21 protein-coding genes are annotated in these 25793 nt (G+C 74.2%); 11 read left to right on the top strand and 10 right to left on the bottom strand.

What is annotated here, in order from left to right; translation table 11 throughout:
• Nucleotides 1-212: 212 nt before the first annotated feature.
• Nucleotides 213-3383: a TIM-barrel domain-containing protein gene (locus ACZ4UX_RS27025; protein ID WP_465708594.1), complete on the bottom strand. Its 3171-nt coding sequence runs from the start codon at nt 3381-3383 to the stop codon at nt 213-215.
• A gap of 571 nt (nt 3384-3954) precedes the next feature.
• On the opposite strand from ACZ4UX_RS27025, the gene ACZ4UX_RS27030 reads away from it, so the two are divergent.
• A complete protein-coding gene (locus tag ACZ4UX_RS27030) occupies nt 3955-4674 on the top strand; it encodes a 2-phosphosulfolactate phosphatase (RefSeq protein WP_465708595.1) in 720 nt (239 codons plus the stop codon).
• Between the two features lie 60 nt (nt 4675-4734).
• On the opposite strand, the gene ACZ4UX_RS27035 is transcribed toward ACZ4UX_RS27030, so the two are convergent.
• The gene (locus tag ACZ4UX_RS27035; protein ID WP_465708596.1) at nt 4735-7050 is read right to left on the bottom strand and encodes an ATP-binding protein; all 2316 of its coding nucleotides are present in this window, start codon (nt 7048-7050) and stop codon (nt 4735-4737) included.
• Nucleotides 7051-7248: 198 nt separating this feature from the next.
• Here ACZ4UX_RS27035 and ACZ4UX_RS27040 point away from each other — a divergent pair, with 198 nt between their 5' ends.
• Complete coding sequence (locus ACZ4UX_RS27040; RefSeq protein WP_465708597.1) at nt 7249-10095, top strand: helix-turn-helix transcriptional regulator; 2847 nt, start codon at nt 7249-7251, stop codon at nt 10093-10095.
• Nucleotides 10096-10169: 74 nt separating this feature from the next.
• Here ACZ4UX_RS27040 and ACZ4UX_RS27045 read toward each other — a convergent pair whose 3' ends face one another.
• On the bottom strand, nt 10170-10361 hold the full coding sequence (locus ACZ4UX_RS27045) for a hypothetical protein (RefSeq protein ID WP_465708598.1): 192 nt from the start codon (nt 10359-10361) through the stop codon (nt 10170-10172).
• A gap of 470 nt (nt 10362-10831) precedes the next feature.
• On the opposite strand from ACZ4UX_RS27045, the gene ACZ4UX_RS27050 reads away from it, so the two are divergent.
• On the top strand, nt 10832-12448 hold the full coding sequence (locus ACZ4UX_RS27050; RefSeq protein WP_465708599.1) for a DUF6351 family protein: 1617 nt from the start codon (nt 10832-10834) through the stop codon (nt 12446-12448).
• 294 nt (nt 12449-12742) lie between these two features.
• Nucleotides 12743-13531: an alpha/beta hydrolase gene (locus tag ACZ4UX_RS27055; RefSeq protein ID WP_465708600.1), complete on the top strand. Its 789-nt coding sequence runs from the start codon at nt 12743-12745 to the stop codon at nt 13529-13531.
• A 186-nt stretch (nt 13532-13717) separates the two neighbouring features.
• Here ACZ4UX_RS27055 and ACZ4UX_RS27060 read toward each other — a convergent pair whose 3' ends face one another.
• Together ACZ4UX_RS27060 and ACZ4UX_RS27065 are read right to left on the bottom strand one after the other, a co-directional pair.
• A complete protein-coding gene (locus ACZ4UX_RS27060) occupies nt 13718-14149 on the bottom strand; it encodes an Ohr family peroxiredoxin (RefSeq protein WP_465708601.1) in 432 nt (143 codons plus the stop codon).
• Nucleotides 14150-14297: 148 nt separating this feature from the next.
• Entirely contained in the window at nt 14298-15140 is an 843-nt protein-coding gene (locus tag ACZ4UX_RS27065) for an alpha/beta fold hydrolase (protein WP_465708602.1), read from the bottom strand.
• 402 nt (nt 15141-15542) lie between these two features.
• Between ACZ4UX_RS27065 and ACZ4UX_RS27070 the strand changes: the two genes are divergently transcribed.
• A complete protein-coding gene (locus tag ACZ4UX_RS27070; protein WP_465708603.1) occupies nt 15543-15971 on the top strand; it encodes an SRPBCC family protein in 429 nt (142 codons plus the stop codon).
• Nucleotides 15972-16384: 413 nt separating this feature from the next.
• Here the strand turns inward: ACZ4UX_RS27070 and ACZ4UX_RS27075 are convergent, their stop codons facing one another.
• A complete protein-coding gene (locus ACZ4UX_RS27075; protein ID WP_465708604.1) occupies nt 16385-16969 on the bottom strand; it encodes a TetR/AcrR family transcriptional regulator in 585 nt (194 codons plus the stop codon).
• Between the two features lie 88 nt (nt 16970-17057).
• Between ACZ4UX_RS27075 and ACZ4UX_RS27080 the strand changes: the two genes are divergently transcribed.
• Nucleotides 17058-18269 carry an alpha/beta hydrolase family protein gene (locus tag ACZ4UX_RS27080; RefSeq protein WP_329485325.1) on the top strand — a complete coding sequence of 404 codons (1212 nt, stop codon included), beginning with the start codon at nt 17058-17060 and terminating at the stop codon, nt 18267-18269.
• Nucleotides 18270-18504: 235 nt separating this feature from the next.
• Here ACZ4UX_RS27080 and ACZ4UX_RS27085 read toward each other — a convergent pair whose 3' ends face one another.
• The 3 genes from ACZ4UX_RS27085 to ACZ4UX_RS27095 form a co-directional block, all read right to left on the bottom strand.
• The gene (locus ACZ4UX_RS27085) at nt 18505-19230 is read right to left on the bottom strand and encodes a rhomboid family intramembrane serine protease (protein ID WP_465708605.1); all 726 of its coding nucleotides are present in this window, start codon (nt 19228-19230) and stop codon (nt 18505-18507) included.
• Nucleotides 19231-19406: 176 nt separating this feature from the next.
• Nucleotides 19407-20063 carry a DUF6215 domain-containing protein gene (locus tag ACZ4UX_RS27090; protein ID WP_465708606.1) on the bottom strand — a complete coding sequence of 219 codons (657 nt, stop codon included), beginning with the start codon at nt 20061-20063 and terminating at the stop codon, nt 19407-19409.
• Between the two features lie 278 nt (nt 20064-20341).
• Nucleotides 20342-21172 carry a hypothetical protein gene (locus tag ACZ4UX_RS27095; protein WP_465708607.1) on the bottom strand — a complete coding sequence of 277 codons (831 nt, stop codon included), beginning with the start codon at nt 21170-21172 and terminating at the stop codon, nt 20342-20344.
• 754 nt (nt 21173-21926) lie between these two features.
• Between ACZ4UX_RS27095 and ACZ4UX_RS27100 the strand changes: the two genes are divergently transcribed.
• Nucleotides 21927-22265 (top strand): DUF6247 family protein, encoded by a 339-nt coding sequence (locus ACZ4UX_RS27100; protein WP_380390529.1) that lies wholly within the window; start codon nt 21927-21929, stop codon nt 22263-22265.
• Nucleotides 22262-22522, top strand: coding sequence for a hypothetical protein (locus tag ACZ4UX_RS27105; RefSeq protein ID WP_352292661.1), 261 nt, complete (start codon nt 22262-22264; stop codon nt 22520-22522). Before ACZ4UX_RS27100 ends, ACZ4UX_RS27105 begins: the two co-directional genes overlap by 4 nt.
• Before the next feature lie 155 nt (nt 22523-22677).
• On the opposite strand, the gene ACZ4UX_RS27110 is transcribed toward ACZ4UX_RS27105, so the two are convergent.
• The gene (locus ACZ4UX_RS27110; protein WP_465708608.1) at nt 22678-23649 is read right to left on the bottom strand and encodes a LuxR C-terminal-related transcriptional regulator; all 972 of its coding nucleotides are present in this window, start codon (nt 23647-23649) and stop codon (nt 22678-22680) included.
• Between the two features lie 390 nt (nt 23650-24039).
• Here ACZ4UX_RS27110 and ACZ4UX_RS27115 point away from each other — a divergent pair, with 390 nt between their 5' ends.
• The 3 genes from ACZ4UX_RS27115 to ACZ4UX_RS27125 all read left to right on the top strand — a co-directional run.
• Nucleotides 24040-24183, top strand: coding sequence for a hypothetical protein (locus tag ACZ4UX_RS27115; RefSeq protein ID WP_465708609.1), 144 nt, complete (start codon nt 24040-24042; stop codon nt 24181-24183).
• A 7-nt stretch (nt 24184-24190) separates the two neighbouring features.
• The gene (locus ACZ4UX_RS27120) at nt 24191-24508 is read left to right on the top strand and encodes a hypothetical protein (protein ID WP_465708610.1); all 318 of its coding nucleotides are present in this window, start codon (nt 24191-24193) and stop codon (nt 24506-24508) included.
• A 283-nt stretch (nt 24509-24791) separates the two neighbouring features.
• A partial coding sequence (locus tag ACZ4UX_RS27125) for an NlpC/P60 family protein (RefSeq protein ID WP_465708611.1) occupies nt 24792-25793 on the top strand: 1002 nt, incomplete at its 3' end.

The raw sequence follows: 25793 nt of genomic DNA on the forward strand, positions 1-25793 counted from the left end.
TCGAGCAGAACGCACGCGTCGACATCGGGGCGGGGATTCACGGCCGGAGAACGAGCTGCCCGAGTACGTCATGGTGTCGGAGGCGATGACCACCGCGAGGCCACGCCTGCCGGCCTACCTGCGGGCACCGGTCGCCCCCGCGTCCTCCCGGACGGAGGACGGCCGTCCACGCTGCCCGGTGGGGGCCGGGCAGCGGGAACGGCCGTCGGGGACTACGGGGTGGGCGTCCAGCGCTGGGCGCCGGTGCCGTTGCAGGTGGCGAGTTCGAGCTTGGTGCCCGAGGCGGTGGCCGCGCCGACGGGGGCGAGGCAGCGGCCGCCGTTGGTCACGGTGCCGCCGCCGCCGAGCTGCCACTGCTGGCCGCTCGACCCGTTGCAGGCCTGGACGGCGGCCACGGCCGCGCCACCGTCCAGGCAGCTGCCACCGAGGCCGGTGAGGGTGCCGTTCGGCTGGAAGGTCCACCGCTGGTTGGGCCCGCCGTGGCAGCCGTAGAGGGCGGGCTGGGTGCCCGGGGTGCTCGCGCTGCCCGGTAGGTCGACGCAGCTGGAGGAGGCGGCGTTGACCAGCTCCGCGTTGCTCGGCAACGGGGTGGGCCGACCGGTGGCGGTGATCTCCGCCGCACTGGTCCAGGGGCCGCGGCCGCCCGCCTCGGTGAGGGCCCGCAGCCGCAGGTAGCGGCCGGTCGTCGGGCTGAAGGTGACGGTCTTCGCCCCGGCGGAGTCGGCGAAGGTCCCGGTGGCGACGGGCGTCCCCCAGGTGTCGGCGCTGTCGGAGACGTACACCTCGTACGACCCGATCCGGCCGTTGCTGCCGCCGTCCTGGCGCGGCAGGTAGGTCATGCCGTCGACGTTGTAGCGGGCGCCGAGGTCGATCCGGACCTCGTGCGGCAGCGGGGCGTTCCCGGCGGACCAGGCGGTGTGCCAGAGGGTCGCGGGGTCGCCGTCGAAGGCGTTGGCGGCCGCGCCGTTCTCGGCCGCGGTCTCCTGGCTGTCGGCGGAGACGAGCTTCCAGCCGGCCTGCGGGATCGGCGTGGCGGAGGTCGGGATCGCGCTCCCGGCCGGGACCGTCACACCGGACGCGGTCACGGTGAACGCGCCGGACCTGTCGCCGGCCTTGATCCACAGCACGCCCGAGCGGTCGGCCGCGTCGAAGTACCAGCCGGTGGCGGCGCTGTCGTAGGCGCTCTTCGAGCCGTACGCGGCCAGCCGGGTGCCGCCGACCGAGACCGCGCTGGGCGCCGAGGCCGCGTGCACGCTGAACTCGTAGCCCCGGGAGGCCGGCTTGCCGGTGTAGGACCCGGTGCTGGCGCCGACGTCGATGGTGACGGTGCCGGTGCCGGCGGACGGCGCGGTGACGTTGACCGGTTGGGTGGCGGAGGCGCCGCCCTGGTAGGCGCGGGTGATCCCGTCGTCCTCGTAGAGGCTGAAGGAGGAGGTGCCGCGCGGGTAGACGTCGTACGTCAGGGTGGAGACCGGCTTCTCCCCGGTGTAGTTCATCTGGGGCCACATCGGGACGATGCCGCCGCCCTTGACGAACAGCGGCAGGGTGTCCAGCGGCGCCGCGTAGCCGTTGAGCCAGCCCGGACCGTTGTAGGCCTTGCCGGTCCAGTAGTCGGTCCAGGTGCCGGCCGGCAAGTAGATGCCGTCGCGGGTGGTGGTGTCGGTGACCACCGGGGCCACCAGCAGGGAGTCACCGGCCATGAACTGACCGCTGGTCAGATTGCCCCGGGCGACCGGATCGTCGGGGTACTCCAGCACCATCGCCCGGGTGGAGGGCACACCGGTCTGGGCGGCGGTGTGGCTCATCGTGTACAGGTACGGCATCATGCGCATCTTGAGCTGGAGGTACTTGCGGTTGATGGACAGGTACGGCTCAGAGAAGCGCCAGGGCTCCTTGTCGTTGTACCCGGCCGAGGGAGCGGTCGGGCCCCAGCCGGACATGGTCATGAACGCCGGGGTGAACGCCTTCCACTGGAGGTCCCGGACGTAGGTCTGCGGGCTGCCGCCGAAGATGCCGTCGACGTCGCCGGACGCGTAGTTGAGGCCCGAGAGCCCGGCTCCGGTGATGGCCGGCACGTGCCAGCGCATCGCGTCCCAGGTGCCGGAGGTGTCGCCGGTCCAGACGACCGCGTTGCGCTGGGTCCCGGCCCAGCCGTCCACCGTCCACACGTAGCGCCGGGCGTCGGAGTTGTCCTCGATGCCCTTGACGGCCTGCTGGACGCCGTCGAACGCGTACTTGTAGCCGCCGCCGATCCACGCGACGTCGGTCTTGACGCCCCGGCTGCCGGCGGTCCTGACCTCGTCACCGATGTTGGACAGACCGGTCGACGTCCACAGGCCGGTCTGGAACCCCTTGGCCTTCAACCCGCTGACGGCGCCGGTCAGATCGGTGTAGCCGCAGCCGTAGCCGTCGTTGGGCAGGAACCAGCCCGACGGCATGTCGGCGTTGCGGGCGTCCGTCGCGTAGCCGACCACGTCGGGCGTCGTCTGGTGCCGGACGCGGTCGTGGTCGCCCTGGTAGGTGGGGTTCGAGGCGTTGAAGCAGTCGGCGTTGCCCAGTTCGAAGCCCCACATCGGGGCCAGGAAGGGCTTCCCCGAGACGTCGGTGTAGGAGTTCAGCACGCCCTTGAGCGAGTCCCCGACGACGTACCAGGCGTCGAACCGCTTCTCGTTGTGCGTGAACGAGCCCGGTGCGCCGAAGCTGTAGCTGCCGGGGGCCCAGGTGTTGCGCATGACGCCGTAGCCGTTGGTCGACATGTAGAACGGTGCCGGGCTGGCGTTGTCGTTCTCCCGCCAGGTGTTGCTCACCGAGATCGGCACCGTCTTGCCGCGCAGCGCCCACTCGCCCAGCCGCAGGCCGGTCCCGTAGAACTGCTCGTCGGCGCCCTGGGTGAGGTACTGGGTGGTCTGGGAGGCCGTCCAGCTGGTGGGCTGGGCCTCCTGCCAGATCGGCGTGGTGTTGTCCGCCCGGTAGAGGGCGAACCGCAGCGGCGACTTGTAGACCCTGATGGTCATCGCGTCGGTGTTGATCCGGTAGTAGGCGCCGGCGTCGGAGTGACTCGTCACCACCGGGCCGAAGTCGGTCTTCACGGCCAGCGCGGAGCCGGCCGGGTCGTCGGTGAAGGCGCCGGTGGGGGAGAGCCAGATCCGGAAGATGTCCGCCCGGGCGATCGCCACCCGGGCCTTCGCCCCGCTGGACGTGCTCACCGTGTAGGTGCTCCCGGACTGCGTGAGCGCGGTGGCGTTCCCGGCGGTCGAGGCCGCGGCGGCCGAGGCCGGACCGGTGACGGAGAGCACCGCCCCGACCAGTACGGCGACGAGCCCGGCCGCTAACGGCCGCCCCCCACCCCATCGTTGCCACCAGCGGGTTGTGTTGCGAGGCATGCGACGTCCTTCACGGGAGAAGGTCCGAACCCGCCGGCGAACGCGACGGGCGACTGGCCGAGTGGGCAGCGTAGGCATGACACCACTCACCAAAAGTGCAGTCAAGAGAACGAACATGAGCGCAAGTGCTTCTTTTGGCTCAGATAACTGCAACTCCGCCCTGGCCGGGACCGCTCGCGCGGGGGTCACTCCGCCCGCTAAGCCGCCGTCATGGTCGAGTTGATGCAGGTGCGGGAGTTCGATGGGCGATTTGTCCAGGAATAGCGGCGTGATGGTGCAGAAATCTGCAGGGAGATGCCAGGAAAACCGCATCTGTGATCAGACGTGCGGGGTATCGGGCTCCGTGGTGCCGGTTCGGGCGAGGGCGTCCCGGTGGGCGGCCCAACCCCGAGGTGCTGGCGGTCGTGGGCCCCGCCGACCGTACCCGGCGCCGCGGCGTGGTCCGCCGGGTGGCCGCCGCCCTGGTGGGTGACCCGCGCTGCGCGGGGGCGGCTGTCCGGCGGGGCCACCGTCGCTGTGAGGCGCGTCACTGACCGGGCGCGCCGGGGCCGCCCTGCGTGATCATGACCGGATGGACACTCGTTTCCTCGGCATCGCCGAGTTGGCCGAAGCCCCGTCCGTGGCCGTCGTGGTCGACGTCATGCGCGCCTTCACCGTGGCCCCCTGGGCCTTCGCCCGAGGGGCGGAGAAGATCGTCCTCGCCGAGTCGCTGGACGATGCCCTGGCGCTCAAGGCCCACCACCCGGAGTGGCTGGCGCTCAAGGACGGTCCGCCCGCGCCCGGTTTCGACCTCGTCAACTCGCCCGGCCTGCTGCGCTCCGCCGACCTCGGCGGGCGCACCGTGGTGCAGAAGACCACCGCGGGGACGGTCGGCGTACTCGCCGTCAGGGACGCGGCACTGGTGCTGTGCGCGGGCTTCGTGGTGGCGGAGGCGACGGCCCGGCTGCTGCGGGCGCGTGCGTGCGACAGCGTGACCTTCGTGGTCACCGGCGAGGACGGGCACGCCGAGGAGGACCGGGCCTGCGCCCGGTACATCGCCGGGCGGGCCACCGGTGCCGGGACGGACGCCGCCGAGTACCTGCGCCGCGCCGGCGGGTCACGCGCCGCCGCCGAACTCGCCGAGGGGGTACGGCAGGGAGCCCACCCCGACGACGTCGCGCTCTGCCTCGAACTCGACCGGTTCCCGTTCGCCGTGGTGGCGACCTGGGAGGACTCGCTGATGGTCCTGCGCCCCCACCCGGTGCCCCCGCCGGCCGACGGGGCTTCGGCCCGGGCGCTCCCGGGCGGGTGACGGGGCACCGGTCGGCGGCGCGTGGGGAGCCGGCCCGGGCCCGGGGCGCCCGACAGGCCGTCAGTCGACCGCGTGGGCGGACGAGCCGGCCGGCTCCCGGCCGGTCAGGGCGCGGGCCCGCATCCCGTCCGCGCGGGAGTTGCCGAGCGCGCTCAGCAGGTCCGCGGCCCGGAGCCAGCTGGCCCGGGCCGCGCCCGCGTCCCCGAGGGCCTGCTGGGTCCCGGCCAGGTGGTCGAGCACCTCGGCCTGGTTGTACCCGTCGAGCAGCTCCTCGTAGAGCCCCAGCGAGGTCCGGAAGTGGTGGACGGCCTCGTCCAGTTCGCCCAGGTGGTGGAGCGCGTAGCCGATGCTGTCCCAGGTGGCGGCCTCGCTGAAGCGGTTGCCGGTCTCCTGGAGCAGCGGCAGCGCCTCGCGGCAGGTGGCGATGGCCTCGCGGTGCCGGCCCAGCAGGGTCAGGTACCAGCCCACGGCGTTGAGTTCACGCGCGATGAGGTTGTCGTCCGCCAGGGTCCGGTAGATCGCCAGGGCGGTGCGGGCGTGACCGAGGGCCTCGTCGTGCCGCCGCTGCCGGCCGCGGACCCAGCCGAGACTGCGATGCGCGTTGGCCTGGGCGAGCAGGGGCAGTAGGTGGAGCCGGCGTTCGACGTGGCCGACCGCCCGGTCCGCCTCCTCGCTGCGGCCGGTCTCGGCGAGGGCGCGGGCCAGCGAAGCCGCGGTGCTGCAGATGCCCTCCGGATCGTCGAGCAGGAGGGCCGCCTCCAGCGCCAGCCGCTGCATGGCGATCTCGTCGGCCCACTGCCCCCGGGCGGAGAAGTGCGGGATGCAGTCGTGGGCGAGGCCCATCCGGTAGTGGAGCAGCCGGGGGTCGTCGCCCGTCCGCAGGGCGGCCAGGATGGTGCGCTCCTCCCGCTGGAACCAGGCCCGGCCCTGTCCACGGCCGTCGAAGGGCAGCAGCACCGTCCCGGGCGCCGGTGCGTGGTCCAGCTCGTGGATGGGGCGGGTCTCCGACGCCCGGACGGCGGCCCGGGCGTTGTGGCGGAGGTAGTCGAGCAGTCGGATCTCGGCGGCGTAGCGGTCGTCGCGCTCCTGGTCGAGCAGGTCCCCGGCGTGCTCCCGGACCAGGTCGTGCAGGACGAAGCAGCCGTCCGCGTCACGGCTGAGCAGACTGGCGGCGACCAGGGAGCGCAGCAGGCGGCGCGCCGTCGCCATCGGCTCGCCCGCGGCGGAGGCCGCCGCCTCGGCGGAGAACACCGGGCCCGGCAGCACGGTCAGGTGGCGGAAGAACCGGGCGGCCGCCGGGTCGAGCGCCCGGTAGGACCAGGAGAAGACGGCCCGGACGTCGGAGTGCGGGTCGTCGGTGGTGAGGGCGTCCAACCGGGAGCGGGCCCCGGTCAGTTCACCGGCGGCGACCCGCAGCGCCAGGGCGGGCTCCGCGGCCAGCTGGGCGGCGACGATCGCGACGGCCAGCGGGAGGCGCCCGCACAGCTCCACCAGCTCGGCCGCCCCGGCGGGCTCGGCGGCCACGCGCTCGGGGCCGATCCGTGCGGCCAGCGCGTCCAGGCTCTCCTCGGCCGTCCACAGGCCGAGGTCGACCAGCCGGACCTCGTCGGTGGTGGCGAGTCCGGTCAGGTGGTTGCGGGAGGTGATGACCGTGAGGCAGTGCCGAGACCTCGGCAGCAGCGGCCGTACCTGCTGCGAGTCGCGCGCGTTGTCGAGGAGCACGATCATCCGGCGGTCGGCCAGCAGCTCCCGGAACACGGCGGCGCGCTCCTCGGCGCCGTCGGGGATCGACGCTCCCGGCACCCCGAGCGCGCGGAGGAAGCCACCGAGCGCCTCGGCGGGGTCCAGCCCGGTGCCCGAGGGGTCGAAGCCGCGCAGGTTCACGTAGAGCTGGCCGTCGGGGAACCGGTCCGCGACCCGGTGCGCCCAGTGGACGGCCAGGCTGGTCTTGCCCACTCCGGCCATGCCGCCCACGGCGACGACCGGCGGGTGCTCGGCCCGGTCGCCGGGGCCGCCGCCGAGGTGCCGGACGCGGGCCAGGACGTCGTCCCGCCCGCGGAAGGTCCGGAGGGCGGGCGGCAGTTGGCGGGGGACCGGCGGAGTCGTGGCGGCGGTTGCCCCCGCTGCCGTCGTCGTCGCCGGGGCCGGGTCGGCGGTGCGCCGGGCGGCGGCCGTCAGCGTGCGCCGTTCGTCCTCGTCCAGGGCCAGGGCGTCCATCAGCTCGTCCAGCGTGCCGTGCCGGGGGACGCTGCGGCCGCGCTCCATGTCGCCGATCGCCCGCACGCTGACGCCGGACGCGCCGGCGAGCCCGTCGAGCGTCAACCGGGCACGCCCGCGTGCCGCCCGCAGCAGCGCGCCGAAGGTCGCCTGCTCCATCGCCCCACACCCCCCGACCTGCTCCCTCGACGGAGATCATCTCATCCGGGCGGGTCGGTTGTCGCACCCGTCCACCGGGAGGCAGCGGGCGAAACCGCCTGCCAACCGCCCGTCAACTGCCTGGCCCCCGGGCACCGGAGGAGGAGAGAGTGGGCGCGGGGCCACAGCCGGCCCGCCGGGCGGAAGGAGCAGCACACGGTGGAGTCCCTCGCCACGCCCATGGTCGGCCGGGAGGCCGAGCGGGCCGTCCTCGCCTCGTTCCTGGCCGCGCCGCAGGGCCAGGCCTTGGTGCTCAAGGGCGAGACCGGTGTCGGCAAGAGCGCCCTGCTGGAGCACGTCGCCCAGTACGCGGGCGGCGTCGGCTACCGGGTGGTCCGGGCGGTCGGCGTCGAGGCGGAGTCGCACCTGCCCTTCGCCGGTCTGCACCAGCTGCTCCACCCCTTGCTCCCGTACGCCGAGCGCCTGGACGACGTCCACCGGGTCGCCTTCGACGTGGTCTTCGGACGCAGCCAGCAACGGGCCCCGTCCGTCATGGCCCTGGGGATCGCGGTGCTCGACCTGGTCGCGGTCGCGGCCGCGCAGGAACGCCTCCTGCTGGTGCTGGACGACGGCCAGTGGCTCGACGCGGCCAGCGTCGAGGTCTGCGGGTTCGTCGGCCGCCGCCTCGCCGGCAACACCGTGAAGCTGCTGGTCGCCCTGCGGCCGGAGAGCTCCGCCGGGTTCGACGCGGCCGCGCTGCCCGCGCTGCCGGTGCCGCCGCTGGACGGGCCCGCCGCCGAGCGACTGCTCGACGAGCGCCACCCGCACGTGGACCCGCGGGTCCGCCGCCGGGTGCTCGACCAGGCCCAGGGCAACCCCCTCGCCCTCCTGGAACTCCCGTCGTACCTGGGCGGGAGCGCCGCACGGCCCGCCCCCGGGGAGCCGGACGGCCATGAAGTCGTCCCGCTTCCCGACCGGTTCCGCCAGGTCTTCGGCGCGCGCATCGCGGCGCTGGGACCGGCCGCCCGCGCGGAGCTGCTGCGCGGCGCCCTGGACGGCGTCAACGCGGGGGCCCCGGCCGGTCCGACCGCGGGTGCGCGCTACCGCATGCGGGACGTGGACGAGGCGGCGGCCGTCGGCCTGCTGGACCAGGACCACTTCAGCGGCGAGTTCGTGTTCCGGCATCCGCTGGTGCGCTCGACCGTGGTCCGGGCGGCCACCCCGAACGAGCGGCGCGCCGCCCACGCGGCGCTGGCCGAGGTGCACCGGGACGACATCGAGCGCCGGGCCACCCACCTGGCCGCCGCCGTGGTCGATCCGGACGACAAGGTGGCCGCCGCCCTGGAGCAGGCGGCCGCGTCGGCGACCCGGCGCGGCGGCGCGGCCGCCGCGGTGACCTGGCTGACCCGGGCCGCGGAGCTGAGCCGGACCCCGGAGGACCGCTCCCGCCGGCTCGGCGACGCGGCGTTCGTCGCGGGGCACGCCGGACTGCTCGACCAGGCCCAGCGCCTGGTCGGCGCGGACGGCGCGCCCGGCCGGGCCGGAACGACGGCCTCCGCCCTGGCCTTCGCGTACGCCGTCCTCTACGAGGACGGGGACGTGCGGTCCGCCCATCGCCAGGTGGCGGCGGCCGTCGAGCGGATCGTCGACGGCGCCGCCGGGCAGCCGGTCGGCGGCGTCCCGGGGCGGACCATCGGGGGTGCGGCCGGGCGGACCGTCGGTGATGCCCCCGCGCCGAGCGAGGAACTCACCCGGCTGGTGAACCTCCTGCTGGCCGTCAGCCAGTACGCCGGCGACAGCGCGTCCTGGCAGCGGACCCACCGCCTGCTGGACTCCCTGGGCGGCCTGGTCCCCCCGAACTCGCGCCTCTACCAGGACGCCTGGTGCGACGTGGTGCGCCGCGGCGCCGGGGTCGGCGAGCGCGTCGCCGCGGCGTTCGCCGCCTACCCGGACCTGGACCCGTGGGACATCACCCGGCTGGGCGTGGCCGCCTACCACGTCGACGCCCTGAGCCACTACCGGACGTACCTGCGGCGGAGCGTGCAGCGCGAACTGCGGGCCGGGGCGGTGGGCACCGGCATGACCATGCTGCACCTGATCATGCTGGACCAGACCGCCTCGGGTGACTGGGAGGCAGCCGAGCGGACCGGACAGCAGGTCCTGGAACTGACCCTGGCCCACGGCCATGTCCTTTTCGCCCAGCAGAGCCGGGCCTACCTGGCCGTGCTCGCGGCGCTGCGCGGCGACCTCGACCGCGCACGGGACCTGCAGGCCGTGGTCGACCGGTGGGCCCGGCCGCGGCGGATCGGCTTCCTCACCCAGATCGCGGACACGGTGGGGACGACGGCCGCCCTCAGCGAAGGGGACTACGAGGCCGCCTACCTGTGCGCGATCGGCATCACCGCCCCCGGCGTCCTCGAACCCTGCGCGCACCAGGCCTCGCGCACCGTGCTCGACCTGGTGGAGGCCGCCCTGCACACGGGCCGTGCCGAGCAGGCCCGCCGGCACGCCCTGGCGGCCCGGGACGCGGGCCTGCCCGAGGTCTCGCCCCGGCTGGCCGTGATCACCTTCGGAGCCCTCGCCATGACGGCCGAGGACGGCGCCGAGGCGGCCGAGATGTACCGCCGGGCCGAGGAGCACCCGGCCGCCGGTGACTTTCCGTTCGAACTGGCACGCATCCGGCTGGCGCACGGCATCCGGCTGCGCCAGCACCTGGGGCCGCGGGCCGCCCGCCCGGTGCTCGGCGGGGCCGTCGAGACCTTCGGGCGGCTGGGCGCCCGGGGCTGGGCCGAGCGGGCCCGGGCCGAACTGCGGCTCTGCGGCGCCCCGGCACACTCCGCCGCGGCGCACCTGGCGGCGCTGACCTGGCAGGAGCGCCGAATCGCCGACCTCGCCGCCGGCGGCCTGACCAACAAGGAGATCGGCGAGCGGACCCACCTCTCGCCGCGCACCGTCAGCTCCCACCTGTACCGGGTGTTCCCCAAGCTGGGCGTGACCTCCCGCGCGGCCCTGCGGGACGCCCTGGCCGCCCTCCCGGACCAGCCGGGGGAGCAGCCTCGGCGGTAGGGCTCGTCCGACGGTTCCCGCCGCGCGTGCGACCCGAATCGTCAGACAGGCCCAGGGCCCGGACCGCCCCCGGCTCAGAGCAGGGTGCCGCACCACACGTTCCGGGCCAGCCAGTCGTCCTGGCTGAACGAGCCTCGTGCGGGGCCGGCCGGTGAGGCCGGCAGTGAGGTGAACGTCCGGTCCGGGCGGATCCGTTCGGGCAGCGTGCGGAAGCGGGCCCGGCCGGCCTCGGCCGCTTCGTCGGTGCCGTGTTCGCGGGGCTTCACAGGGACCTCCGGCTGGCAGGTGGCGGATGTGTCGTACCCGGGGAACGTGGCAGCGGTCCGGCGGATTCCCGCGCCGGGGCGGGAGTTCCCACGACCCCGGAAGCAGACCCCGGAGGCTGACCCCGGAGGGACCCCGGGAGGGGGCGGCCCGGGTGGCCGGCCCTGCCCGCAGTCGGTCCGGCCGTGTGCCGAACCGGTTTGACGGTGCGTGAGGTGTGCACCGCGGCCCTGTCCGGCCGGTACGACTGCGCCGACGGCGCTGCCCGACCGGCAGTCGGATGACTGATGTGGCGGTGGGCGGCCGGGGCACACAGTTGACCGGCGATCCCCGGTCGCGGGCCCGACCCCGGTCCCCGCGAATCCGCCGGGAGTCGTGGTCCGCCCCCGACCGGCGGCCGCCGCCCCCGCCCGACCGAACAACGCCGTTCCTGTCGGGCACCACACCACACCACCCCTGGGAAGGGACCTCCATGAACCGACGCTTCCTGGCCGCCCTCGCCGCCGCCGTGCCCCTCGCCGCCGCGGTGTACGCACCCGGCGCCTCGGCCGCCGCGCCCGAGTCCGCCGCCCCGCACGGCTGTACCAGCCCCGCGGTGCACGCCCCGGCGGGCACCGCGGTGGAGCGGGTCGCCGCGGTCGCCCACGCGGCCGGCACCTTCGACGTACCCGCGGTGTTCCCGCAGCCGGCGGCCCAGGTCCCGGACGTCCCGGCGTTCTGCGACGTGACGATCACCCTCACCCACCCCGGCCAGGGCGACCACGCCACGGTGCGGGTCTGGCTGCCGCAGCAGAACTGGAACGGCCGGCTGCAGACGGTGGGCGGCAGCGCGTACGCCGCCGGCGACTACGGAGCCGGCCTGGCCGGCGCGGTCAAGGGCGGCTACGCCGCCGCCACCACCGACGCGGGCGTCGGCACCTACCTCGACACCACGTGGGCGCTGAAGGCCGACGGCCGGGCCGACCGGGCGCTGCTGGAGAACTTCGCCTCCCGCTCCGAGCACGAGGCCGCGGTGGTCGCCAAGGAGGTCGTCGCCGCCCACTACGACCGGGCCGCGTCCTACTCCTACTTCAACGGCTGCTCGACCGGCGGGCGCCAGGGCTACGCGGAGGCCCAGAAGTACCCGGCCGACTACGACGGCATCCTCGCCAACGCGCCCGCCGTCAACTGGGACGAGTTCGAGGTGGCCACGCTGTGGCCGCAGGTGGTGATGAACGAGGCCGGGACCTTCCCGACCGCGTGCGAGTTCAAGGCGTTCACCGACGCCGCCGTCCAGGCCTGCGACCGGCTCGACGGCGCCGCGGACGGGCTGCTGACCGACCCCGACGCGTGCGGCTTCGACCCGCGCCGGCTGATCGGCACCACCGTCGAGTGCGACGGCGGGCGGCTGACGATCACCGCCGCCGACGCGGAGGTGGTGCGCCGGATCTGGGACGGCCCGCGCACCGCCTCGGGCACGAAGCTGTGGTCGGGCGTGCCGATCGGCGCCGACCTGGCCGGCCTCGCGGGCAGCAAGGTCGACGAGACCACCGGCGAGCGGGTCGGCACGCCGTTCCCGGTACCGGCCGCCTGGGTGTCGACCTGGCTGAAGAAGCAGCCGGCCTTCGACCTCACGACCCTCACCACCGGCCGGTTCGCCCAGCTGTTCCGGCAGTCCGAGGCCGAGTACGACCGGATCATCGGCACCGACGACCCGGATCTCTCCGGCTTCCGGAAGGCCGGCGGCAAGCTCCTCACCTGGCACGGATCCGCCGACCAGTTCATCCCCGCCGCCGGCACGGTGCAGTACCGCGAGCGGGTCGAGCAGCGGATGGGCGGTGCGAAGAAGGTCGACGACTTCTACCGCGTCTTCCTCGCCCCGGGGGTGTCGCACTGCGGACTCCTCGGCCAGGGCGCCGACCTCGCCGCACTGACCGCCTGGGTCGAGCACGGCGAGGCCCCGCGGACGCTGCCCGCGACCCTGCCGACGGCCGACGGCCGGACCGTCACCCGCGACCTGTGCGCCTACCCGCTGGTCCCGCGCTACCAGGGCCACGGCGACACCGCCGAGGCCGCCGACTTCCGCTGCGGGCCCGCCACCCGGCACTGACCCGCCACCCGGCACTGACCCGCCCCCAGGCCGTCCCGGCCCGTACCCCTCTCCCCGGGGTGCGGGCCGGGACGTTTCGGTGGGGGCGGCCGCTGCGCCGCTCCGGTGCCGCGCCGCCCCACCGGTACCGCGCCGGGCGGGCCCGGTGGTGTCGCCCGTTGGCGGGTGTCGCCCGGTGGTGTCGGTAGCCCACGGCGTCAGTCATTCGACTGATCCCGTGGGCGACGCCCGGACGGATGCTGGAACGGTCGCCGCACGCCGGTGCAGGCCGACATCCTGCTCGGAGGGCCCGTTGTGATCCGTACTCCCGTCGTGTTCATCCATGGCGCGTGGCTGCACGCGCTGTCCTGGGAGTGCTGGGTCGAGCGCTTCACCGGCCACGGCTACCTCGCCCACGCGCCGGGGTGGCCCGGCGAGGCCGCCACCGCGCGGGAGGCCCGCGAGCACCCGGACCGGGTGCCCGACCTCGGCCTGGACGGCCTCACCGACCACTTCGCCGGGATCGTGCGCTCCTTCGAGGTCCCGCCGGTGATCATCGGGCACTCGGTCGGCGGACTGGTCGCGCAGCACCTGGTCGGCGCCGGTCTGGGCCGGGCCGCGGTGGCCCTCGCCCCGGCGCCCGTCAACGACGTGGCGATGCGCTGCCCGGACTGCGCCTGCGCGTCCGCGCGCCTCGCCGTCCCGCTCACCCCCGAGCGCTTCCGGGACCTCCTCGGCACCACGGTCGGCGGCGCGGAGGGCGAGCGGCTGTACGACCGCTACGTCGTGCCCGCCCCGCGCCGCCTGCTGGCGGACCTCGGCTGCGGCGGCGGCCCCCGGCACCCGAGCACCTCGGCGGACACCCGGAACGCGGCCCGCGGGCCACTGCTGCTGGTGTCGGGGCAGGAGGACCTGCTGGTGCCCGACTGCGTGACCCGCGCCGTCTACAAGGCGTACGGCGACTCCACCGCGACCACGGACCTCAAGCAGTTCGCCGACCGGGGCCACTCCCTGGTCATCGACAGCGGCTGGCGGTCCGTCGCCGACTACGTCCTCGACTGGCTCGCCGAGCGGGGCGTCCGCCCCACCGCCCCGGCCCGCTGACCGGCCGGGAGCCCGACCGGGGCCGCGCGCCTGTGCCGGCCCCCGTACTCCCGGCCGGTCCGGTCGGGAACACGACACGACCGAGGGCCCCGCCGTGGCGGGGCCCTCGGTGCGTGCGCGTGATTCGCTCTGTGCGCTGTGCGCGTCAGAACGTGTTCACCGCCGCCGCGGGTGACTCGGGCCGCGTCAGCCGGCCACCGCGCTCGCGCGGACGGTGACCGGGATGTTGCCCCGAGTCGCCTTGGAGTAGGGGCACAGCCGGTGCGCGGCGGCTCCCAGCTCCTCGGCCATCGCCTGGTCCACGCCGCCGAGTTCGAGGTCGAGCACCGCGCTGAGGCCGAACTCCCCGTCGTCGCCGTGGGTCAGCGTAACCTCGACCGTGATGGCGGTGCTGGTCAGCCGGACCTTGCGCTCCGCGGCGGCACGCCGCACCGCGCCCAGGAAGCACGCCCCCCAGCCGGCCGCGAACAGCTGCTCCGGGTTGGTGGCGCCGCCCGCGCCGCCCAGCGCCTTCGGGATGGCCAGTGCGGTGCTGAGCAGGCCGTCGCTGGCGGTGACCTGCCCGCCGTTGCGCCCCTCGCCGGTCACCGTGACCACACCGGTGTAACTGACTGCCATGTCCTTCTCCTCGTACGTGTCGGTCCGGCGCTCCGCGTCCGCGGTCACCGGTTCGGATGCCGACTCCTGCTGATGGAGCGTCAGATGTGCGGTGCCGCTGCCGGGGCGGGCCGGCCGCCGCGCCCCGGCAGCCGCCGCCCCGGCCGCCTCAGCGGGTGGTCCGGGCGGCTTCCTCGATCACCTGCGCCACGGTCCCCGGATGCGACACGGCGACCGAGTGCGAGGCCGGGACGAGGGTGACGCGGGCGTGGGCGCGGCGGGCCATGAAGAGCTGGGCGGCCTCGGGGATGTTCAGGTCCTGGGTCGTGACGACGTCCCAGCTCGGCTTCTCCGTCCAGGCGGCGACGGTGGCCGGCTCCTGGAGCGCGCTCTGGGCGATCGGGCGCTGGGTGGCGGCCATGAGCGCCGCCTGGGCGGCGGGGACGTCGGCGGCGAACTGGTGGCGGAACGCGTCCGCCCGGATGAACAGGTCCGTGGTGGCCGTGCCGTCGGCCAGCGGGTAGGTGACCGGGTCCAGCGCGTCCCCGAGGGTGGACCCGGGGAACCTGCCGGACAGCTCCAGCGCCGTCTCCCCGGGTGCGGGCAGGAACGCCGCCACGTACACCAGGGCCCTGACCTGCGGGTCGTTCGCGCCGGCCGCGCTGATGACCGAGCCGCCGTAGGAGTGGCCCACCAGGATCTTCGGCCCCGGAATGTGCTGGAGCACGCCGCGCAGCGCGACCGCGTCGGAGGCGGGGCCGCGGAGCGGGACGGCCGGGGCCACCACCGGGTACCCGTCCGCCTGGAGCCGCTTGATCACGCCGTTCCAGCTGGACGCGTCGGCGAACGCGCCGTGTTCCAGGACGATCGTCGGCCTGACGCCGACCGCGACCGGCGCGCTCGCGTTCGCGGTGCCGCCGGCCACGGCCGTGCCCAGTACGACGCTCGCGGCTGCGGCCCAGACCGCCGCCGTCGCCGGCCGGCGCTTCCGGGTGCTCTTTCCTGCTGCCATGGGACAGTCCTTCCGTTCGGTACGGGTACGGGTACCGGTACGCGGGTCAGTGGGCCGATGCGGCGCCCCGAACCCGTCCGAGCGGACGGTGGGCGTCTCGGTGGTTCCACCCTCGCGGCACGGGCGGCGCCGCGGATCCGTCGAATGACGGTCGGTCCCGGCCCCCGCCGACGGCCCGGCCGGGGCGAACGAGCGAGCCGCCGACTGCCCGTCACCGCTCCGCCCCGCCTCCCGCGGCCGGCGAAACCCCCACCCGGCGCGGGTACTTCGTACCCGGCGGTCGACCTAGTGCCATGACGCGGACCCTGTCCTCGGTCAACTGACGGATGCCGTACCCGCGTCCGCGCACCAGGGTGGGTGCGACCGGGCCCAGCCCGCCCCGCACCACCTCCGGAGGACTTCGTGACCGTCGTCAACTTCCAGCTGATCTCCTCGCTCGGCCCGGACGCCGTGCTGGCCGTCCTCACCGACTTCGGCCCGGCCCGCCCCCAGGCGTGGCCCACCATCGACGCGGCGCACTTCGCGGTGCACGGCGCGGGGGAGGGCTGGGCCGAGGTGACCGAGGGCACCGCCGCCGCGTGGGAGCGCGCCCGATACGACTGGAAGCCCGGGGGCGACGAGGTCACCATCACCACCCTCGACTCCAAGCTCTTCGGGCCCGGCGGCGGCTGGGTCTTCCGGCTGACCCCGGAGGGCGACGGCACCCGGGTGGACGTCCGACTGACCAGGACCCCGGACACCCTGAAGGGCAAGCTGCTGGCCTCGCTGCTCCCCGTCGTCGCCCCGTCCTCCCTGCGCAAGTCCTTCGCCGGCCCGCTGCGGTCCCGCTGACCCCACCCGGCGAGGCCGACCGGGGCCGTCCCGCGCCCGGGGCGGCCCCGACACCGGTCAGCCGGCTGTCGCTCCGCGCACTCCGCGCCCGCCCCGGCGACGGAGTGCGCGGAGTTCGAGCGCGCTGAGAAGCACGACGACGGCCGGGCCCGCGTACGCGAGCGGATCCCCGAGGTGCGGCGGACCGGGTGGACAGCCGCGGACAGGGGTGGACAGTCCCCGCCCCGCACGGACCTGGGAAGTGGACACCGTCCGGCGCCAGTCTGTGCGTCATGAACCTCGCACACACCCGGAAGGGCCGAACGGCGCTCAGTCGCCCGGCGGTGGCGGCCCGGCCCGCCGCTGCGTCGGGGGCCTTCTCCGCCGCGCCGACCGGGGTCGGCGCGGCGCCCCGGCTCCGTCCGCCGGTCGCGTCAGTCCGTCGCCGCCGCCGCCAGCGTCCTGACGACCAGGGAGTCGAGGTACGCCTCGTCGATCCCCCCGATCCGGAAGAGGACCCGCAGGTAGAGCGGGGCGACGATCCCGTCCAGGACGTCCATCATGTGCAGCTGCGGCTCCCCGCGTGCCACGGCCCGGTCGAGCATGTCCTGCAGGTCCCTGCCGCGCGGTGCGAGCACGGTCCTGGGGTCGAGGCCGGGGTCGGCACTCCCGGCGGGCAGGGCGACGAGCGCCTGTAGCAGTGCCAGGCCGTCCGGTCCCTCGATCGACGCCGCCGCCCCGTGGGCGTAGGCGACGAGGTCCCCGCGCAGTGTCCCGGTGTCGGGGATCACGGACGTGGCGGAGAGGCGCTCCACCGCGAGCTCCAGCACGATCGCGTCGGTCGACCGCCAGCGCCGGTAGATCGAGGTCTGGTGGACGCCGGATCGTTCGGCGATCTGGGCGATGGAGATCCGTGCGTGGCCGTGCTCGGCGATCAGCTCGGCCGTCGCGCCGAGCACCGCCTCCCGTACGCGGGCGCTTCGGCCGCCGGTCCTGCGCCGTACCTGGTCTTCGTTCACAGCCACAGACTAACGCAAGAGAACTTGCGTCTATGGCTTCGGCTCACTACCGTAATAAACGCAACCAATCTTGCATTAGGAGAACGCCATGAAGCCCCTGCTCTTCGAGAACGACCCGCAGTTCTGGTACGAGACCCTCCGGGCCATCGGCCACGCGGCCTACGGAGGCTCCGACTTCGGCGAGGTGATCGCCACGGCCCAGAGGATCACCGCCGGTGACTACGACGGCTGGTACGAGGAGTGGTCCGCCACCGCCGAGCGCACCGCCGCCGAGGCCGCCACCGCCCTGGCCGGCGGCCACCGGATCAGCGCCCGGGACGCCTACCTGCGGGCGAGCAACTACTTCCGCTCCGCCGAGTTCTTCCTGCACGGCAACCCGAAGGACCCCCGCATCGCGGCCTCCTACGAGCGCGCGGTGGACACCTTCCGCTCGGCGGCCGCCCTCTTCGAGCCCCGCATCGAACCCGTCGAGATCCCCTTCGAGGGCACCGTGCTCCACGGCTACTTCTACCGCGCTCCCGGCGACGCCCCCGCGCCCACGATCGTCATGCACAACGGCTTCGACGGGTCCGCCGAGGAGATGCACTTCTTCGGGGGAGCGGCCGGCCAGGAGCGCGGCTACCACGTGCTCACCTTCGACGGCCCGGGCCAGCCGGCCGCCCGCTTCCGTGACGGGCTGCCCTTCCGCCCGAACTGGGAGAGCGTTGTCACCCCGGTGGTCGACTGGCTGATCGCCGAGCGCCCCGAGGTCGACCCCGAGCGCATCGCCCTGCTCGGCCTCAGCATGGGCGGCCTGCTCGCGCCCAGGGCGGCCGCCTTCGAACACCGACTGGCCGCCGTGATCGCCGTCGACGGCGTGTACGACCTCGGCGAAGTCAGCGTGAAGAACCTGCCGATGCCGCGCCCCGAGGCCGAGGCCCTGCTGCGCGCCGAGCACGCCCCCGAGATCGACGCCTCCATCGAGGCGCTGATGAAGACCAACCCGACCGTGCGCTGGGCCATCACGCACGGCTCCTACGTCATGGACGTGGCGACCCCGCGGGCGTTTCTCGCCTCCTACCTCGACTACACGCTCGCCGACGGCATCGCCGAGCGGATCACCTGCCCCACCCTCGTCTGCGACGCCGAGGAGGACCTCTTCTTCGACGGCCAGGCCCAGCAGCTCTACGACCGCCTCACCTGCCCCAAGACCCTCGCCCGCTTCACCGTCGCCGAGGGTGCGGGCGCCCACTGCCACACCGGCGCCCAGCGTCTCGCCATGGGCCGGATCCTCGACTGGCTCGACACCGTCCTGCGGTGACTGTGACTGTGACTGTGACTGTGGCGGTGACGGAGGCGGTGGCGCCCGGTCCGGTGCGGAGCCGGACCGGGGCCGGCCGCCGAACCGACGGTTCCGGGGTGGCGGCTTCGCCCCGCCCCGCCCCACGCCGGGGAACAGCGGGCCGCGTCCCCGCGGACCTGCCGCGGTTCGGTCGGGAGCCCGCCCACCCCGAGCCGGCCGAGCCGCCTCCGCGACGGGCGGCCGGCCCGCGCCGCTACGCCACGAGGTCCGCCGGCGACAGGTCCCTGCTGCGGGGCGCGAGGGCCAGGCCGGTCAGGCAGCCCGCCAGCAGTCCGGCACCGTGGTTGTTCTCCAGCAGGCACAGGAACGTGCCGGCCGCGGGGATGAGCAGCACGGGCCAGGTGTCCTTGGCGGTCACGCCCAGCGTGCTCCTGCCCAGCAGACAGGTGACGGCCAGTGCGCCCAGCAGTCCGCAGATGGCCACGGAGTCGCCGCCCCCGGTCGGCGCCCAGCCGGCCAGGCTGACCACATGGGCCAGGACACCGCAGGCGAGGAAGACACCCAGCGTCCGCCACCGTCCGAGGACCGATTCGGTGACGGCGCCGATCACGAGCAGCGCCGACAGGTTGAACGCGATCTGCGTGATCCCCGAGGACTGCACCAGCAGCGCGGTCCCGGCCCGCCACCACTGACCGTCCGACAGCGCACCCGGCCGGCGCATCAGGTCCTCGACGACGCCGGGCACCGCGTACTGGACCACCGCCATCGCCGCCATCACCGCGAACAGTGCGAGGGTGACCGCGGGGCGCCGGGCCAGGGCGGTACGGACCACCGCCCACACCTCACCCGGCCCGGAGCCGCCGCTCGCCGAAGCGCCGTGTCCGGAGCCGCCCGTGAGGCCGGCCAGGACCAGGGTCCGCAGCCCCGCACCGACCACCACCGCCGCGCTCGCGTACAACCCGATCTCATGCGGCGACATCGCCGACCCCCCGTTCGACTGCTCGGGGCACCTCGCCCCGTCCAGGTCACCCATCATCGCAACCGGGCGGAACACGGACCAGCCCGGATGATCATTCACGGGCCGTGACAGTCGTCATAGCCGCGGGGCGGCCGCCGCCGGCCGGACGACGGCTGTCGTGGTCGCCGGCGGCGCGGTCAGTGGCCGGACGGTTCCGAGGGCGCCGTGACCCAGCCGGGGAGGGTGGGCATGACGGCCCCGGCGACCCGGTACAGGAGTGCGTCGTCGACGGGACGGCCGTCGTGGCGGAAGAGGGCGACCTCGAAGGCCCGGCCGCCCGGGGCGCCGGGGTCCTGCGCGACGACGAGGTTCCGGACAGGGGAGCCGACGCCGGTGGTGGCCTTCCCGTCCGTGCCGAAGCCGAGGCTCATGGCGTCGGTGTAGTACGTCATGGCGGGATGGCCGAGCACGGTGGCGGGCCGGGGGAGGACCCGCGGCATGTCGGCGATGTCCTCGACCGTGGTGGAGCTGTCCGTCAGGGCGACGGCATTCACCCCCAGCCGGACCTCCACCATGGCGTCCTTGCCCAGGCCGAACGGTGCCGGACCGGCCGTGGAGACCCGGTCCTGCGGCGTGCCCAGCAGGGCCGGCAGGTCGGGGCGGTTGAGGGCGGCGCAGAGCGCGGCATAGCCGGCCGGGTCCGTGGGCCGGGGTGCGGCACACGCGGCCGGGGGTTCGGCCCGCTCGGTGCGGGGGGCGACCAGCGCCCAGGCGCCGCCGCCGATTCCGACGGCGGCGCATGCCACCGCCGTCACCGTGGCCGCGGTGTTCCTGCCTGGCTTGCCTGTCGCCACCGATCGGGCTCCTTCTTCGTCGACGCGGCTCGTCCGCCGTGTCTCGGGGACCCGATGAGCAGGGATGATCATAGGACAGAGCGCTGCGCGGGTGTCGCGGCCGTCCCCTCGGGTCCGCCGCACCGGTCCCTGCGTGCACCGGCCTCGACCCTTCGTGCCGATGCCATGAACCCACCGGCCGGGGCGGGCCCGTCGCGACGGCGCGGCCCGGCCGCTCGACGGACGTCATCGACGGGGGCGTGCACCGGAGTCGACCGGTGCACGCCCCCGTCCGGCGGTCAGGCCTTCGCCCCGGCGACGGCCGTGTAGAGGCCGCGCTCGGGCCGCTGCGCGCGGCCGGCCTTCGCGAGACGCTCCAGCCTGGTGCGGATCGTGTTGATGTTGCCCTCGTGCGTTTCCAGGCCCAGCAGTTCGGTGACCTCGCGGGCGCGCAGCGGGCCCTCGGCCTTCGCGAGCACCGCCACCACGCTGTCCGCGTCGGCCACCTGGCGCCGGCGGTCCGTCGACGCGGTCTTGCCCTCGGCGGTGGTCGCCGGAGCTGTTGCCGCCTTCTTGGCCGGGGCCGCCGCCGGTGCGGCCTTCTTGGCGGTGGTCGCCGGAGCCGGGGCCGCCTTCTTGGCCGGGGCCGTCGCCGGAGTCGACGTGGCCTTCTTGGCAGGCGTCCGCTTCGCCGTGGGCTTGGGCCCGCTGTCCTTGGCCACCGCCTTCGTCGCGGTCCGCTTCTTGCCGGGGACCGACGACGGCGCCGCCTGCTCCGCATCGGACGCGGCACTCTTCGCCGCCACCGCCTTCTTGGCGGCTGCCGGCTTCCTGCTCCGTGCCTTCGCCGTCGGAGCGGTGGACGCCTCCGGAGCGGCAGGCGTGGCCGGGGCAGCGGGCGCCTCCGCCGCAGCCGGTGCCGGTGCCGCCGGGGTCGGCTCCGTCGCTGCGGCCGCCTCCTGCGGTGCCTCGGTCGAAACCGGCTGCGCCTCGGGGGCGCCCGACTCGCCCCCGTCACCGAGCGACACGCCGGCGAGCCCCCGCAGGCCCGCCAGCGCCTTGGCCACCGCCTCCTCCTCGGCCCTGGCGGCGGCGAGTTCCTGCTCCGCCCGGGCGAGCCGGTCCTGCACTGCGGGCAGTCTCCCCTCCAACAGCGAAATCGTCGATCCCACACCGCTGTCCGTACCGAAAGTGTTCCCGTTTCCCACAACCACTCCTACGCGTAGTCCGTCACCAGTCGTGCAGTGAATGTACGGCTAGCCGGGCGGGGTGTACGGGGATTGCGCAATGTTCCATCGCACGGGGTGCCGACAGTGCGTGGCCCGACCTCGGTGGAACCCGGTGTGGAAGCGAACGCGCGGAGGGCGGGCGGGTGTTGGCGGACGGAGGCCGACCAGGGTTCCCGGCACCCGACGCGGTGCTTGAACGGCACCCTCGTCCGCGCCCCATCTCCCCTTGGCCGGAGGGGGGTTGCTCGACGGACCGGTCGAGTGGCGACCGCTGCCGGAGGCATCCGACACGGTGGAGGGGCGTATGCCGCCGAAGAGTCGCCGCACACCCCGACGGTGCGGTCCGCCGCCCCTGCGGCGGTCCGCGCGGCAGCGGGTCCGAGGGGTGAGATTCGTGAGCGGCAGCAGCGGCACGGGGGTTGTCGCGTCCGCGCCGGGCCCGCGGGCGGCCGGGCAGGGGCGCGGACTCGCGACCCGTACGGCGCGGGGCAACTCGACGCGACGGCGCCCCCTCTGGGGCACCGGGGCGGACGAGCACGCCCCGGACCGCCGGACCCGGGGCAGGCCGGACCGACGGCTCGGGACGCACGCGAATCGGCCAACCAGGAGGGAATCCGGTAGCGGCCCCGCCCTCGCGCCCACCGATTGCCGTACCGTGACCGACGACGAAGTGGAGGACCTCTTGAGCGCCCAGCCCGACCACCTGCCCGCCCCGCCGTCGGCCCCGGCGCCTCGCGCCGCCGCCCAACTGCTCGTCCGCATCCACGCCGAGCCGCCCGAGCGGTCCGCCCGGTGGCTGCCGGCCTTCGAGCGGGACTGGGCGAAGGCGCTGGAGGACTCCCGCCAGACCTACGACCTCTCGCCGTTGCACGAGGTGGTCCGCACCTGGCGGTTCCGCCTGGACAGCGCACCGGCGGTCGACGCGTTCCTCGCCGCCGGAATGGACGACGAGGACGGCATCGACCTCGCCGAACTCACCGGGACGAACCCGTGACCGATCGGGTCTGGCCGGCCCGCCTGTCCCCGCAGGCGGCCAAGACCTTCGTCGACCTGCCCCGACACGCCCAGCTGACGGTCCGCGACCTGCTCGACATCGCCTCCTGCACCCCCTGGGGATGGCCGCAGTGGGACGCCACCGACCTCGAAGGCGAGGACCTGCGCTGCGCCTCCGTCGGCCAGCTCAGCCTGGTCTACTCCGTCAACCGCCTGGCCGAGCGCCTGTACGTCCTCGACATCGTCTGGCTCGGCTGACCTCTGGCTCGGCCGACCTCTTGCTCGGCTGACCTCCACCGCGCCCACAGCCTGAACGGGCCGCCGTCATCGCACTGTTGGACGTCCGCGCAGGCCTGCGTCGAACAGTCCACCGTCGCTACCACGGTCCGGCCGGGCAGTGATGGCCCGGGTGTTCAGAGCCAGCCCTTGTGGGCAGCTTTGATGCCGGCCTCGAAACGGCTGCTGGCGCCGAGCCGTTCCATGATCGAGGCCATGTGGCGGCCGACCGTGCGGGAGGAGATTCCCAGGCGCTGGCCCGCGGCGTCGTCGGTGAGGCCGGAGCTGAGCAGGCGCAGGAGATCGCGTTCGGTGGGGGTGAGGCTGGTGCGGGGGTCCTCGGGGAGGGTGGCGCCGAGGGGTACGGCCGTGTTCCAGGCCTGTTCGAAGTAGTCGAGCAGCGCGGTGAGGATTCCGGGTTCGGTGATGTAGAGGGCGCCCCTGCGGTTGTCGGCAGGGTCGATGGGGACGAGGGCCTGGGCGCGGTCGACGACGACCAGGCGCTGGGGGACGGTGGGCGCGGTGCGGACCTCGCTGCCCCGGCTGAGCAGCCAGCCGGCGTAGGTGGCGATGTGGGGCTGGTTGCGGGTGGCGTCCTGGTAGAGGGTGCGGATCGTGATGCCGCGGTCGAGGGCCTCGCTGTCGGCGGGGCGGCTGGCCTTCAGATCCTCGGGCTGCTGGGTGCCGGGCTGGCTGCTGAGGACCTCGGTGGTGGCCGAGTGGCCCATCCGCTCCAGGCGGTCGTGGATGGCGTCCATGCCGAGGAGACGTTCGGCATGGTGGCTGTGCTGCTCGGCGCGCTCGGCGACCATCCGGTTGACGGCGGCGCGTGAGGCCGCGAGCCGGGCCTGGCGGGCGGCGAGGTCGGCCTCCTGGCCGGCGAGGATGTCGGCGAGGCCGATCTCGGGGCTCACCGCGCGCATCTGGCCGGGTCGTTCGGCGGAGGCGCGGATGAGGGTGAGCCGGCTGAGTTCGTCGAGGTGGTCGTGCACCTGGACGGGGGACAGGGCACAGTGTGCGGCGATCTCGTCCAGGCTGTGGCCGGGGCGGTCGAGCATGGCCCGGTACACCGCAGCCGCCGAGGCTGTGAGCCCCAGGACCTCCAACATCGTTTCCCCTGATGTTCAGACCCTGTCGGGCTCTCGGATATCGAACATATTCAAACAGGGTCTCGGCGTTTCCCTCAAGATCGATTCAGACCGTTTTGCCTGCTCTTGCCTCGTTTGTTCGGCGACTGCGGCGCAGGTCACTACCGGTTCGGCACCGGGCCGGCGACGTGTCCGCTCGAGGGGCCGATGATTGTCATGTACACGACTGCCTGTCCGACTCCGGACTGTCCGACAGGCGACAGCCGAACCGTCTTCCGGTGGCGCCGACCAGCGGCGAAGCTGTTCATCGCCGCCAGGGAACACCCGGGCGGCAGCCGGACAGAGCGTCAACCGCGGGGCGCCCGGACGGTACAGGAGTAGCTGCACCACCATGAGAGAAGGACTCCCGAGATGATCCCCACCCGTATCGCGAAGGCCGCCGCGGTCGTCACTGTCGCCCTCGCCGCGATCGTCCTCGTCTCCGCCGAGGCCGGGGCGGCCACGACGCCCGCCCCGACCGACCGGACCCTCGCGAGCCTCGGCTGGGGCGGATGAGCCGGCGGTGGAGATCGTCTACGCCAGCCTGATTCCCAGGCCGTCCGGCACATCCGTGCTGGAGAGCGACGAGGCCGAGGTCGTGGACGCCCTGTGGGCCCACGCCACGTCCGAGGACGGACTCCAACACGCCAATGCGAGGGCCGAATCCGGCAGGACCGACCTCCTGCTCTACCTGCTCGGCCCGGGCTCCCCCGGCAGGCCCGACGCCCTCCGTCGCGCCTACACCCTGATCGCCCGGACCTACCGGGCCTCGCCCCGGCTCCGCCGGCGCTACCTGCCCCCCCAGCCGCCACCGGAGAGCGCCGACGACGCCGCCCGATGACCGGATCCGGCCGACGCGCCGACTCCGCCCGGGCGACCGCTGTTCCTGCAGGACAGCGGTCCGGTCCCTCGCTCCGTCGCTCTTCCTGACGCCCACCCCGGCGGTCTGCCGCGCCCCGCCCGTCCCCGCCCCCGACCCGGCTGGGCCGGAACCGTCGGGCGGCGGGCCGCGCCCCGCTCGGCGCAGTTCTGCCGCGGCCGTCTCCGGACGCTCCCGCACACCGAGTCCCTGACACCCACCGGCGTCGTCCGTTCCTTCCACACCCTTACCGGAGAACTCTGTCATGCCCGTTGCCAAGACCGCGTCCGTCCGTACCACCCTCACTGCCGCGCTTGCCCTCTCCGTCACCGCCGGGGCGCTCGCCCTCGGCGCGGTGCCCGCCGAGGCCGCGTCGTCCATCGGCGGCACGATCACCCGATCCGAGGTGATGGCGCGTGCGAACAACTGGCTCTCCCGCGACGTGCCCTACGACCAGTCGTCGTCGGCTCCCGATGTCAGCGGCACCATGAACTACCGGCAGGACTGCTCGGGGTTCGTCTCGATGGCCTGGCACCTGAGCACCAGCCTGAACACGGACAGTCTCGACAACCGGGCCGTGACCACCCGTGTCGCGCTGTCGGACCTCCAGCCCGGTGACGCGCTCGACAACGACCCGGGCGACGGCAACATCAAGGCGTCCGGCCACGTCGTCCTCTTCGACCACTGGGTCAACAAGGCCGCCGGCCAGTTCGCCTTCATCGACGAGGTCAACAAGACGCTCAACGTCCGAGCCGGAGTCGCCTTCCTGACCGGCGACTACAAGGGGGAGATCGCGGGCCACCCCGCCGGTGAGTACTTCGGCATCCGCTACAAGAACATCGGCAACGACACTCCCGAGATATCGGTCCGGCCGTCCGTGGTCGGGGTGTTCCGTGACGGGACGTGGGCGTTGCGCAGCAAGTCGGGTGTGACGACGTCGGTGGGGTTCGGGCAGGCGGGTGACGTTCCCATCGTCGGTGACTGGGACGGCTACGGCCATGACCAGATCGGTGTGTTCCGGCCGTCGAGCAACACGTTCGCGTTGCGTCATGACGATGGTTCGGCCACGTCGCTGGACTTCGGCAACCCGGGGGATGTGCCGGTTCCGGGGCTGTGGGACAACAACGGGCATGCGCAGATGGCGGTGTACCGGCCTTCGACGAACACCTTTGTGGTCCGGCACGACAACGGCACCGTGACCTCGGCCGTTCTCGGCAACCCGGGTGATGTCCCGATCGTGGGGGACTGGGACGGGGTGGGGCACACC

Source organism: Kitasatospora sp. NPDC028961, assembly GCF_055564815.1.